This window comes from Citreicoccus inhibens (assembly GCF_019039035.1).
Taxonomy (GTDB): Bacteria; Myxococcota; Myxococcia; order Myxococcales; family Myxococcaceae; genus Citreicoccus; species Citreicoccus inhibens.
Genome location: NZ_JAHNZT010000020.1, coordinates 65,992 through 79,430, shown reverse-complemented (window position 1 = coordinate 79,430; position 13,439 = coordinate 65,992). Strand labels below are relative to the sequence as shown.

The window sequence follows — 13,439 nt, the reverse complement described above, 5'->3', positions numbered from 1 at the left end:
GGGGAGAGTCATGTCTCGAGTGAAACGTTTCTCAATCACAACATGCAGCCTGGTCCTGGCGGCCATGGTGGGCTGCGCGGACGAGGTGCCCTTCGCAGAAGTCCCCAGCGACGCGGTCCAGGCGCTCATCGCGGGCACACCCGCAACCCTCGGTGGGCAAAGCGCGACGCGACTGTCCGACGGTCGGTGGCTGCTGCTCGGTGGGGGCGACGCGAAGAAGGCCTCGACCTGGGCGGCGCTCCAGCGGGATGGCGCCGCATCCGAACCGCTCGTGCAAGGCCTTGCGCGTGCGCGCTTCGGCCAGACGGCGACGGTGATGCCGGGAGGCCGCGTCCTGGTAGCGGGCGGCCGTGGCGCGGACGGACGACTCGTCACGAACGCGGAATGGTTCGCGCCCGAGGCCCCGGCCTTCACCACCGCCATGGAGGTGCACCTGTCGCCTCGCGCTCGACATACAGCCACCCTGCTGACCGATGGCCGCGTGCTGCTCGCGGGCGGAGAGACCGACGGGGGCGCCGCCAGCGACACGGCGGAGGTCCTCGACTCCCGCACGCTGCAAGTAACGCGGCTGTCGTCCCGCATGCAGACAGCTCGCGCGGGGCACTCGGCCGTGCTGCTGCCGGATGGGCGGGTCCTGCTGACAGGCGGAGACGCGCCGGGCTCGACCCCCACCGCGGAGCTGTTCGACCCGAGCACGCAGCGCTTTGTGCGGCTGGATGCCACCGAGCGCGAGCGTCTGCTGCAAGTGGACCGCGCGCTGACCGTGGCGGGCTCCATCCCGGGCGACAGCGCCCACGCGGTGCCCGTGCAGAGCCTGCTGAGCGTGCGACTGAGCCACCCCGTGCTACCGGGGGACGCGGAGGCGGTCATCCTCTCCGGGCCGCTGGGCGCGGTGGAGGCGAACGTCACCTATGCCGAGAGCGGCCGACTCATCTTCATCCGCCCCGAGCAGGCGCTGCTGCCGGCCACGGCCTACACCCTCTATGTGCAAGGACTGAAGGATGAAGCCGACGCGGCGCTGCCGCTCACCACGGTGGGCTTCACCACGGCCTCGCTGGCCGCTGGGATGGGCGCCCATGATGTCCGGCTGCCCAGGCCAGAGATGGGGCGCGCCGCGGCGAAGGCTCAACCCGTCGCCTCGCTGCGCCCCACGGAGAAGAAGGGAGCGAACGGTCGCTACGACTGGCGCGCACCGGAGCGGCCGCTCTTCGACGATGGGGAGACGTGGCTGCCGGGCCCGGAGAACTTCACTGGCAGCTGGCGCTCGCACGAGCCGAAGGTGACGCCGGTCGAACCGCTGCAGGCGCCGGCGGGAGTCACCGCGCTCTCCGGCCGCGTGCTGCGCCTCAACGGCAAGCCGCTGGCGGGCGTGCGCGTGGTGGTGCGAGGCGTGGCCACCGAGACGGACTCCGAGGGCCGATTCCTCGTGGCGGGCCTCAAGCCCGGCAGTCAGACGCTGGAGGTCAATGGCCAGACCGCCAACCACGGCAACGTCCGCTACGGCCTCTTCTTCATGCATGTAGACGTGGAGGAGGGACACACCAACCCGCTGGGCCACACGGTGTGGATGCCCCGATTGGATCCTCAGGGCACCGTGTCAATGCCCAGCCCCACCACCGAGGAGGTGGCGTTGACCACTCCGGCCATCCCCGGCCTGGAGCTGCGACTGCCGCCGGGCACGGTGGTGCGTGACCGGGCCGGCAACATCCTGACGGAGATCAACATCACCCCCATCCCCATCAACCAGGCGCCCTTCCCGCTGCCAAACCTGGAGATGCCGCTGTACTTCACACTCCAGCCAGGAGACGCGCGCTTCGAAGGCCTGACGCCGGGCTTCAGCGGCGCCAGATTGTACTACGCCAACTATCGCGGCGAGTTGCCCGGAGCGAAGGCCAACTTCTGGAACTACGACGCCAACGGCAGCGGATGGATTGCGTATGGACTGGGCAGCATCAGCGCCGATGCCCGCCAGGTCATTCCCGATGACGGCGTGGCCCTGTATGGCTTCGTCGGCGCCGGCTTCAGCAACCCTGACGCGCCGCCTCCCCCCGTGGGCGGCGGCTGCAACACGGAATGCTGTGGCGGTGGCGGCGGAGGAGGAGGTGGTGGTGGCGGCGGGTGCAACGGCGGATCCGCGGGGGCCCCGGGAAGTCTGACGGGCGGAGACCCTGTCATGCTTTCCTCCGGCCAATTCCTCACTACGGACGTAGACTTGGTCGTTCAGGACATCGTCCCCATCCGGATGGAGCGCACCTATCGCTCCCTGGACCTCACGCGGCGGCAGTTTGGCGTCGGCATGACGTCCAACTACGAGGTGTTCCTCTGGAGGCCCACGAGCGACTTCACGCAGTACGAACTGGTCAATCCCGACGGCACGCGCATTCGCTATGAGCGCATCTCGCCCGGCACGAACTACCCGGACGCGGTGTTCGAGACGACGTACCCGGGCCCCTGGTCTGGCTCGCGCATCACCTACAACTCGCGACTGATGGGTTGGGACCTGACCTTCCGCAATGGCCAGCGCTTGAGCTTCAACCACGCACATCGCCTGGCTGAGGTGGCGGATCCCCATGGCAACGTGGTGCTCATCACACGCCAGAATGGCACCTCGGGCCCCATCACCCGCATCGACGGGCCGTCCGGTCGCTGGGTGGAGTTCACCATCGACACCAACTCGCTGACCACCCAGGCGAAGGACAGCGGCGGCCGTGTCGTGGCCTATGCCTACGACACCCAGGGGCGCCTGCTGCAGGTAACGGACGCCGCGGGCGGCACGCGGAAGTACACCTACAACGCGTCCAACTTCATGGCGACCGTCGTCGACGAGGAGAACCGGCTCGTCATCCAGAACGAGTACGGGAGCCGGGGACGCGTTTCGAAGCAGACGCTCGTGGATGGCAGCACGTTCGAGTTCACCTACACGCCGAACCTCGTCGTGCAGTGCTACCCCAACGGCCCCTGCGATGTCCGCGACGGTGAGCAGGTGATCCGCACGGAAGTGAAGGACCGCGCGGGCCTCGTGCGGCGCGTGGACTTCAACTCGGGCTACATCGTCCGGGATGCGTACCCTGCCGGCAGGCCCGAGGAGCGGGTGACGACGTTCGATGTCGCGCCCACCAATGGGCGGCGCGTGGCCACGACCGACTTCGCGGGGCGCCGGACCGAGTATGTGCATGACGCGCGGGGCAACGTGACCCAGGCGACGCATCTGGCAGGCACGCCCAACGCGGTCACGATGCAGTACACCTATACGGCGGACAACAAGCTCACGAGCGTCCGGGACGAGCTCGGCCACCTGACAGTGTATCGGTATGACGAGGCGGGCAACCTCGCGCGGGTCGAGGACCCAACGGGGCGCGTCTCGGAGTACACGCACGACTCTCAGGGGCGTTTGACTTCCGTGAGGATCGGCACGGACGGGGCCATCACCTATGGCTATGAAGGGGCGGACCTCGTCGCGCTGACAGACGCAGGAGGGCGGACGACGGAGTTCATCCGTGACGCGCTCGGGCGCATGGTGGCCCGCCGCAGCCCCGGCGGACAGGTGGACCGATACCAGTACGATGCCCGGGACCGGCTCACCCGGCACACCAACCCGCTCGGCCACGCCACAGCCTTTACCTATGACAAGACTGGCAAGTTCACGCGGGTGAAGGACCCGCGGGGCAAGGAGACGCTCTACAGCTACAACGCGCTGGGCCAGTTGACGGAGCGGATGGATCCGCTCGGGCGCACGGAGGCGTTCGGCTATGACCTGGCGGGCCGCCTGACGTCCTTCCGAGACCGGAAGGGGCAAGTGAGCGGCTGGAACTACAACGCCGCGGGCCGGCTGACGTCACGCGGGTTCGGTGCCACGGCCACCAGCCCCCAGGCGTTCACCAACTCGCTCAGCTACGCGTACGACAGCGTTCAGCGCCTCAACCGCGTCGAGGACAGCCTGGGGCCGGTCGTCACCTTCACCTACGATCCTCTCGACCGGCTCGTGGAGAACGTGACGCCCAACGGAGCGGTGGGCTACACCTACGACGCCGCCAACCGGTTGACGGGGGTGTCGGCGCCGGGGCAAGCCCTGGGGGTCTATGCCTATGACGACGCGGGCCGGTTGACCACCATCACGCAGGGAAGCCGCACGGTCGCCTTCACATATGACGCCTCTGGCCGCCGCGCCTCCACCACCCTGCCGGGCGGCGTGACCCAACGCTACACCTACGACGCCAGCGGCACGCTCACGCGCATCGAGTACAGCCGGGGCACCACGGTCCTGGGCGACCTGTCCTACGGCTTCGACGCGAACGGTGACCGCGTCTCGACTGGAGGGACCTTCGCGCGAACCGGCCTGCCCCAATCGGTCGCCGGAGCGGTGTACGACGCGGCGAGCCAGTTGACGACCTGGAAGGGCCGCACGCTCACCTACGATGCCAATGGCAACCTCGTCTCCGATGGACTCAAGAACTACACCTGGGACGTGCGCGGCCACCTCGAGCGGGTCAGCGACAGTCTGGCCACGCTCGCGGAGTTCGCCTACGAGCCCATGGGCCGGCGCTCGCGCAAGACGGTGGCGGGCGTCTCCACGGACTACCTCTACAGCGGCGCCAACACCATCGAGGAGCGGAGCAACGGTGTCTCCACCCAGTTGCTCACCGGGCTCGGCATGGACGAGGCGTACAGCCGGCAGAGCCCCTCGGGCACGCATGACTTCCTCACTGACGTGCTCGGCTCGACGGTGGCCCTGTCCGACGACGCAGGGGCGCTGAGCGCCGAGTACAGCTACGAGCCCTACGGTGCGTCCACGCACACGGGGAGCGCCGCTGGCAACACGCGCACGTTCACGGGACGCGAGGAGGACGGCACCGGCCTCCACTACTTCCGGAACCGCTACTACGACGCGGAGACGGGCCGGTTCCTGCAGCCCGAGCCGCTCCTGCGCTCCCCCACGTACGTGGCCCAGATGGCACTACAGGGACGAGCGGTCCCCGCGTATGGCTATGCCCAGAACAACCCCCTGGGGTTCGTGGATCCCGATGGTCTGGCCTCGCGCTGCCCGGGCGGATTCTGGATAGGGGCGCCCATCGCCCTGGGCGAGGTGACCATCGGCGGATTCGGCGGGCTCGGATTCGGAGGCATCTACAACTGCACGTCCGCGCCCTTCACCGTCGCGGTCACGAGTGTCTGTGGATTCGCCGCCGTTCCGCCGGGAGACTGGAAGAAGCCTCACCTGGGATGCGGCGTGGGTTTCGGATGGGTCACGGATACCCATACCCTGGCCGACTTCGAAGGCTGGAGTGCGGGCGGCTTCATCTCCGCGGGAGCAGGCGTGGGCGTCACGGGGTTCGTCGAGGGACACGACATTCTGCACCCTGATACGTACGGCGCCGTGATTGGCCCCGGGGCGGGCTTCAGCATGGGGCCGCTCGGTTGCAAGACGTGGGCGTGGGAGTTGTAACGAATCACTCCGGCTCGACACCGCGTGTCGGGCCTCAACCCCGGGGTGGCGAAATGGATTCGCCGCCCCGGGGTGCTGTGTTTCCATGAGCATGGGCCACGGAGTCAACGGGTTGTCGCCATGAAATCGACGCGCGTCTCCATCTCGATGTTCCCCTCCACCTGGAAGGAGTGGGGGCTGCTGGTGCTGTCCATGCTCGCGATCGTGGCGGTGTTCGCGGTCGTCGCATGCGGCGACGCATTCCGCGGGGTGGTGCTCTTCTGGTACGCGTGGCCGGCGTTCGCGCTGTCGGCCGTTCTCCATCTGGCCCATCGCGCCGTCCTCCTGTGGAGACACAGGTCGGTCGCGGAGTCGTGGGTGGACAGGATCCTGCCCATCGCCTATCAGGTGTCGGGCCTCACGTCGTTCGCGCTGCTCTTCCTGAAACTCTGAGGCCCATGCACGGTGCATCCAGCGGCGTGACGAAGCTCCTCGCGGTGGTGGGCCTCACGGGCGTGGTGGGGTTCCTGCTCCCGCTGGGCCTGCCTCCGCCGGGCCTCCGGATGATGGCCAAGGCACTGCCGATGCTCTGCCTCCTCCTGTGAATTTGGCCGCCTCGGACGCGCTACGCCCGTTGGATTGGGGCCGGCCTGAGCCTGGCACTGCTGGGTGACCTGTTGCTGGAGGCGGGGCCCGAGTTCTTCCTGCCAGGGCTGGGTGCATTCCTGCTCGCTCATCTGGGCTACACCGCGGGATACCTCCACGTGAGCCGCACGCCACGCCTCATGGCGTTGTATTGGGCGGCCCAGGTGAGCATCGCCGTTTCGGCGCGCGAGCCCCCGCGACCCCCAGCCCATCCGCCACGCCCCACCGTGGCGTGAGCCGCGAACCCAGAGACGGTCAAACGAGACTCACCACCGATTATCGGTCCTACGGTGTTCAGCCGTATAATCCTGGATTCATCCCCGAATCATCAGGAGGTTCACCATGTGGCGGACGCTTTGTATCGTGGCGATGTGCACGCTTGGCCTCACGGCCTGCGGGTCCGAGCCCCTGCAAACTGGCGACTCACTCGGGAGTGTCGAACAGGGACTCGCGTGTGAATACCCGTCGGGCGCCTGCCCGGGTTCAACGGTGTGTGCCTGGGCCGTGGATCGCTGTCGGCCCGCGTGCGTCAACGGCACGTGCGGCAACGGCGAAATCTGCTGCTCGCAGCCTACCGGCGAGCCGTATTGCAACACGTACTGCTACTGAGGCTCCTCACCGCGCCTCCGGCGTGGTCCAGGATTCGAGCCCTGGACCACGCTGCGTTCGCACAGCAGCTGCTGCTCCCAGACAGACGCTCAGACACATCTGGGAGGAATCACCCCAGCATGACAACAGGCATCGCATGAAGAAACGCCATAGAAGCCTCGCGCTGAGTCCATCTCGGCCAGGACTCCTGCAAACCAAAGTGCCCCGATGACTGCCCATCCGCTGGCAAGACTTCCCCTGCGATTGCATTGGCATTCCCCGCGCCCTCAACATTGACCCGAGCCGGCCTCGTATCCCTCATCCAGGTGTCACGGCCTCCCTGCGAGACCGTTCAGACCCATGCTGGGTCATGACCACACCGATGGGAATACCACTCCGGAGTGAGGCGCCGCGAATGTCTTTCCCTCACACCCTTGCCTGTATCTCTGTACCCTGCGCCGCGCAGGTAGGGTCAGCCATGAGCGGTAGCCGTCCTTCGGCACCAGGCGGGGAGCGACACAATGGGGGTATGGATACGGGCGCTGCCGACCCTGGTGGCCGCAGCTCAATCAGACGGAGTCGGCGGGACGCTGTGTTGTCTGGTCGTCGTTGGGCTTGGGGCGTGGGGAGGCATTGTCTGGCTCAACAAGCTCAATGCCCGATGGAAGGCCGCGCAGCAGGCCCGTGCCGGCGGTGCCCGCCTTATCGGCTCCGCGTCCTCGGCGCCGGACTCCTCCCCCATCGCCCTGCGATTCGAGACGGCAAGCGCACCGACGATCGCCCCGGGCCTCAGGGCCCACATCCCAGATGATCCCCCACCGGAGTTCAGACGCGCCACGCACGCCTTCACAGGGAGTGCCTCCACACCGACCACGCCCCGTGAGGGACCTGCGAGCCCAATGCGTGCGGCCAGTGTCCCAGCGCCGTCCGCCCCCATCGAGATGCGAGGGGAGTCCGCACCGCCACAGAAGACCGACGGGCGTGTACAGCGCGTCAACGCAGGCCCAACCGCCGTATCCACGCCCATCAAGGAGCCCGCGTCCAGCAGCGCTCCTGCGCGCCCCAGTGAATCCGTCGCGCCCGTGCCAGCCGCCTCTGCGCCCACGGTGTCGCCCACCGCGCCGCAGCCGACGCGCTGGATTCCGCCAGGACAGTCCATCGAGATTGCCGGGTACGCGCTCAAAGGCGGAATGCTCTATGTGGGACCACAGCTGCGCGCCGTGAATGCGCCGGGCACCGAGCCCGCCCTCATCCAGCCCAAACTTCAGGTCGCCTCGCGACCGAATCGCGACGGAGAGGGCATGGGGTACTGGCCCTCGTACTCGGAGGTCTCGCCCGCCTCGCGGGCGGGATACCTCGAATGGCTCGCAGGCGGACGTCGCCAACCCGGTGCCTATGTCGGCTTTGTCTTCCTGTTCTTCTATGGACTGGAACGGCGCGTGATTCACGACCTCGGCACGGACCCCGACGCCCTCGCCGAGGCCCGACTCATCGAAGACGAGGTCCAAGGTCTCCTCGACGTCTACAGGGCGAGCAACTCGTTCCGGAGCTACGCCTCAGCCCTCCTCGACGTCCTCCGCGTGCGTCGCACCGGCGAGAGCGGTCTGTTGAAGGAGGTCCCCCAGTTCACACTGAGGCACGCCGGCGCAGCTTCGTTCGATGTGCGCATGGCCGTGGGCGCCGCCGCCACTCAGGGGCTCGCACTCCCAGCGGACTGGGCCCTGGCATGGGCCGTGGAGGCCAGTGACACCCCACTGCGAACACCCGCCACCCGCTGCCCCGAGGAGTTCCAGGCCCTCTTCCGCGCGCGCTATCAGCGAGACCTCGGCGCGGGCACCGTCCCGCGAGCCAGGAAGGCGAAGGTGGAGGCCCGCTACAGCCCCGCGAGCGCCTCTTTCGGAGGCCCCGTGCGACTGGCATCGACGTCCGTCAACGAGGCCTCGGAGACGTCTCTCAAACCCGTCCGCGCACTCATCGAGGACTGCTGCAATTCGCTTGAGTCCTACAGTCGCTGGGTGGGGAAGAACCCCGACGCGCGCAACAGCATGAGCGCCCTGGCGCTGCTCCCTCCCGAGTTGGCGACCTCCATGGAGGGTGGGTCGGATGTACAGGCGCTCCGCGCGGTCCTACGACAAGCCTTGGGAAGCGGCGGCTCAGCGCCAGTCGCCGCCTCCGAGTTGCTGAAGCACTGGCCCACCGCAACCGCCAACAAACTCTCCAAGTCCGAGGCCGTGGGCCTCGCGCAGGCGCTCGAGAAGCTGGGCTACGGCATGGAGCCTGACCCTCGCATGGGCGGCGCGGTGCTCTCGGCCGACGAGTCCGCCCGCATCTTCGCGCTCCCTCCCGACTCACCGAGCGCGCCTTCCCCGAGCTACCTGTCGACGCTCGCCATGCTCCACCTCGCCGGCGCCGTGGCGACCGCCGATGGAACGGTCTCCCCAGAAGAAGTCACGCGCATGGAAGCGTGGGTGGACATGGCACCAGGGCTGCTCGCCGCGGAGACAGTCCGGCTCCGGGCCCATATCGCGTGGCTGCTCGCGAGGCCTGCCTCCAGCACAGGCCACAAGAAGCGCGTGGAAGCCCTGACACCCGAGGCCCGGACATCACTCGGAAACCTCCTGGTCGACGTCGCCATGGCGGACGGCAACGTATCCCCCCAGGAGATCAAGACCCTGTCGAAGCTCTACGCCATGCTGGGACTGGACGAGAACAGCGTCTACTCGAAGATCCACGCTGCCTCGGCGGCCCGTCCCCCGCCGGCGACCGGGCCCGTCTCCATGCGACTGGCTGGCACGCCGGAACAAGGCTTTACCCTCCCGGCACAGCCTCCCGAGAAAAGCGACCGGCTGGCGCTCGACATGCGGAGTGTCCAGGCCAAGCTGGTGGAGACCGCTGCGGTCTCCAGTCTCCTGGGCAGCATCTTCGCGGATGAGGACACCTCACCTCACGAGGCTCCGGTGAGCCCATCCGCAACCGCGTCAGGGGTCGCGGGTCTGGATGCCCTGCACACCTCCCTCCTGCGCGCGCTCGTCGCGAAGCCGGAGTGGCCGCGCTCGGAGGTGGAGAGGCTCGCCAGCGGACTCGGCCTGCTTCCCGACGGCGCGCTGGACGTCATCAACGATGCGGCGTTCGAGGTATGCGGCGAGCCCATCCTCGAGGGCGACGAAACACTTCAGCTCAATGAGTTGGCGGTCAAGGAGATGATGTCATGACAGACGCGACACCGCAGGGACGCATCAGGCCCAAGGATCGGGACGCCATCGTCCAGTCGCTGCGCGCGGGTGTGGTGCCTCGCGTGGGTCAACAACACATCCAGGTCGGTCGAGTGGAGGAAGTCCGGGCCCTGGTCCGCGACGTCGAGCGAATCGCCGAGGGAGGAAGTGCCATCCGCTTCGTCATCGGCGAGTACGGCTCTGGCAAGACGTTCTTCCTCAATCTCATCCGCTCCATCGCCTTGGAGAAGCGGCTCGTCACCCTGCACGCGGACCTCAATCCCGACCGGCGCATCCACGCAACGGACGGCAAGGCTCGCGGACTCTACGCGGAGCTGATGCGCAATCTGGCCACCCGAGCCCGCCCTGAGGGCGGCGCGCTCGCCAGCGTCGTGGAGCGCTTCGTCTCCAGCGCCCTCACGGACGCGAAGAGCCGCAACCAGAATGCCGAGGTGGTCATCCGGGAGAAGCTCGCCGCACTGTCAGAACTGGTGGGCGGGTACGACTTCGCGGAGGTCATCGCCGCCTACTGGCGCGGCCACGACAGCGGCAACGAGGTGCTCAAGGCGGACGCCGTGAAGTGGCTGCGCGGCGAGTTCTCGACGCGCACCGATGCGCGCAAGGCACTCGGAGTCCGCACCATCATCGACGACGCGGATGTCTACGATCAACTGAAGCTCCTGGCCCGATTCGTCCGTCTGTCTGGCTATGACGGGCTCTTGGTGTGCCTGGATGAGCTGGTCAACCTCTACAAGCTGGCCAATACCAAAGCACGCGCATCCAACTACGAGCAGATCCTCCGCATCCTCAATGATTGTCTCCAGGGGAGCGCCGAAGGTCTGGGCTTCATCCTGGGAGGGACACCGGAGTTCCTCATGGACACACGCCGTGGCCTCTACAGCTACGAGGCGCTCCAGTCCCGACTGGCCCAGAACACTTTCGCGGTGGGCAGCATGGTTGACTACAGCTCCCCGGTCCTCCGGCTGGCCAACCTCACCCCCGAGGACCTGTACGTCCTGCTCACCAAACTGAGGCATGTCTACTCCGCCGGAGACACGTCTGCACAGCGCCTGCCCGACGAGGGACTCCAGGGCTTCATGACCCACTGCTCCGAACGGATCGGCGAGGCCTACTTCCGCACGCCCCGGAGCACCGTCACCGCCTTCATCAATCTCCTGGCCGTGCTCGAACAGAACCCGAGCGCGAACTGGAAGGAGTTGCTCGGCGGCGTGGAATTCGCCGCGGACGTCAATCCCGACCTGGCGCCCCTGACCGAGACCGAGGCGGGGAGCCCTGTGTCCGGAGCAGATGATGAGCTCGCATCCTTCAAGCTCTGACCCGAGCGGCGCCACCTCGAGCGCCTTCCAACGCTTGCACGCCCAGGTGCAGCGCTGGGTATGGACGCAGGGGTGGAAGGAGCTGAGAGGCATTCAAGAGGCAGCCATCGCTCCCATCCTCGAGGGGACGCACGACGTCATCCTCTCGGCATCGACGGCCAGCGGGAAGACGGAGGCCGCCTTCCTGCCCATTTGCAGCCGGCTGGCCGATGCGGCCGGCGGGAGCGTGCGCGCCATCTACGTTGGCCCGCTCAAGGCGCTCATCAATGACCAGTTCGAGCGGCTGGACGGGCTCTGCACGGGGCTTGGCATCCCCGTGCATCGCTGGCACGGTGATGTCTCCCAGGGACACAAGGCGCAGCTGCTCAAGTCGCCCGCGGGCATTCTCCTCATCACGCCGGAGTCGCTCGAGGCACTCTTCATCCGCCAGGGCTCCTCGCTCGTGGGACTGTTCTCGGGACTGGAGGTCATTGTCATCGATGAACTGCATGCCTTCATTGGCACCGAGCGCGGCTGCCAGCTCCAATCGCTCCTGCATCGACTCGAACTGACGCTGCGTCGCACCGTGCCGCGAGTGGGCCTCAGCGCCACGCTGGGCGATATGTCACTGGCCGCGGAATTCATCCGGCCCGGCGGTGGCGCGAAGGTCCAGTTGTGCAACTCCACCGCGGGCGGTGGAGAGCTGCTCCTTCAGCTCAGGGGCTATCGCAGGCGCGCGCCCGATGCGCGGCAGCTCGCCTCCAGCGAAGACGATTCGAATAGGGGGCCAGGTGGCCCTGAGCCCGCTGACGGCAGGCCCGAGGACGAGCACGACGTGGGGGCCCACCTTTTCAAGACGCTGAGGGGGACACACAACCTCGTGTTCGCCAACAGCAGGGCGAACGTCGAACTCTACGCGGACTTGTTGCGCCGCATGTGTGAAGAGGCGCGGCTGCCCAACGAGTTCTTCCCGCACCACGGCAACCTCTCCAAGGAGCTGCGCGAAGAAGCGGAGAGCGCGCTCAAGGCCAAGCAGCGCCCCGTCAGCCTCGTGTGCACCACCACGCTGGAGATGGGCATCGATGTGGGCGCGGTGCAGAGCATCGCGCAGGTGGGAGTCCCTCCCTCAGTGGCCAGCCTCCGTCAGCGCCTGGGGCGAAGTGGCCGGAAGGGCGGACCCGCCGTGCTCCGGATGTATCTGCAGGAAGCCGAGCTGACGAGCACCAGCCCACTGCCGGACCAACTCCGCGTGCGACTGGTCCAATCCGTGGCCATGCTCGACCTGCTCTTGACGAACTGGTTCGAGCCCCCCGCGTCGGGGGCCTACCACTTCTCAACGCTGGTGCAGCAACTGCTCTCGCTCATCGCCCAGCATGGCGGCGTCAAGGCAGGCGAGGCATTCCTGGCGCTGTGTCACCAAGGTCCCTTCGCGAGGGTGGCGCGCCATGACTTCGCGAGCTTCCTGCGGGGTTTGGGACAACGGGAGCTGATCTCGCAGTCCTCGGATGGGACCCTGCTGTTGGGGCGAGTCGGTGAGCGGCTCGTCAACCACTACAGCTTCTATGCGGCCTTCGCCTCGGTGGAGGAGTTCCGGCTGGTGAGCGGAGGACGCACGTTGGGCACGATGCCCATCGACCAGCCGCTCTTCGTCGGCACGTACCTCATCTTCGGCGGACGGCGGTGGCGAGTGCTTGCCGTGCAGGGAGACGAGAAGGTCGTGGAGTTGGAGCCCGCGCCCGCGGGGCGAGTCCCCATGTTCGAGTCGACCGGCGTGGGCGGTGTGCATGACCGGGTCCGGGAACAGATGCGCTCGGTCTATGCCAGCGACACCCTGCCCCGCTACCTGGATGCGCGCGCACAGGAGCTGCTGACGGAAGCTCGCGCGACCTTCCGGCGCTGGAGGCTCAGCGAGCGAGCCATCGTGGCCTCCGGTCGGCAGGTCCATGTCTTCCCGTGGGCTGGCGACGCGGTGGTGCACACGCTGGCGCTCGCGCTCCGGGCGCATGGGTTGGCGGTGGAGACCTTGGGGCCAGTGCTCAGCGTGGAAGGGCAACAATCCGACGTGGAAAGCGCCCTGCGCGCGCTCGTAGCAGCGGGCGAACCTCGAGCTGAGTCCCTCACCCGCTACGTGGCCAACATGGCCCTCGAGAAGCACGACGGCTTCGTGCCGGAGGAGCTGCTCGCTCGCGACTATGCCGCGCGGTACCTGGATGTCCAGGGAGCGCTGCGGGCTGCCCAGCAGGTGTTGCAGTGACG

General features: G+C 67.5%; 7 protein-coding genes. All 7 read left to right on the top strand.

Annotated elements, in window-relative coordinates:
• The first annotated feature begins 10 nt into the window (after positions 1-10).
• Complete coding sequence (locus KRR26_RS22415; protein WP_217080769.1) at positions 11-5,443, top strand: RHS repeat-associated core domain-containing protein; 5,433 nt, start codon at positions 11-13, stop codon at positions 5,441-5,443.
• Between the two features lie 120 nt (positions 5,444-5,563).
• Positions 5,564-5,875, top strand: a complete 312-nt coding sequence (locus tag KRR26_RS36960) for a hypothetical protein (protein WP_236069014.1) — start codon at positions 5,564-5,566, stop codon at positions 5,873-5,875.
• 5 nt (positions 5,876-5,880) lie between these two features.
• Positions 5,881-6,027 (top strand): hypothetical protein, encoded by a 147-nt coding sequence (locus KRR26_RS36955; protein ID WP_236069012.1) that lies wholly within the window; start codon positions 5,881-5,883, stop codon positions 6,025-6,027.
• Positions 6,028-6,303: a lysoplasmalogenase family protein gene (locus tag KRR26_RS36950; protein ID WP_328707191.1), complete on the top strand. Its 276-nt coding sequence runs from the start codon at positions 6,028-6,030 to the stop codon at positions 6,301-6,303. It abuts the gene before it with no gap.
• A 1,434-nt stretch (positions 6,304-7,737) separates the two neighbouring features.
• Positions 7,738-9,867: a tellurite resistance TerB family protein gene (locus KRR26_RS22405; RefSeq protein WP_217080768.1), complete on the top strand. Its 2,130-nt coding sequence runs from the start codon at positions 7,738-7,740 to the stop codon at positions 9,865-9,867.
• The gene (locus KRR26_RS22400; RefSeq protein ID WP_217080767.1) at positions 9,864-11,204 is read left to right on the top strand and encodes an ATP-binding protein; all 1,341 of its coding nucleotides are present in this window, start codon (positions 9,864-9,866) and stop codon (positions 11,202-11,204) included. Before KRR26_RS22405 ends, KRR26_RS22400 begins: the two co-directional genes overlap by 4 nt.
• A 34-nt stretch (positions 11,205-11,238) precedes the next feature.
• Positions 11,239-13,437 (top strand): DEAD/DEAH box helicase, encoded by a 2,199-nt coding sequence (locus tag KRR26_RS22395; protein WP_217080766.1) that lies wholly within the window; start codon positions 11,239-11,241, stop codon positions 13,435-13,437.
• The last annotated feature ends 2 nt before the right edge of the window (positions 13,438-13,439 follow it).

Bases quoted from the DNA above. Each gene is read 5' to 3' on its own strand.
- KRR26_RS36955 (WP_236069012.1), top strand. From the start codon at position 5,881: ATGCACGGTGCATCCAGCGGCGTGACGAAGCTCCTCGCGGTGGTGGGC.
- KRR26_RS22415 (WP_217080769.1), top strand. From the start codon at position 11: ATGTCTCGAGTGAAACGTTTCTCAATCACAACATGCAGCCTGGTCCTG.
- KRR26_RS36960 (WP_236069014.1), top strand. From the start codon at position 5,564: ATGAAATCGACGCGCGTCTCCATCTCGATGTTCCCCTCCACCTGGAAG.
- KRR26_RS22400 (WP_217080767.1), top strand. From the start codon at position 9,864: ATGACAGACGCGACACCGCAGGGACGCATCAGGCCCAAGGATCGGGAC.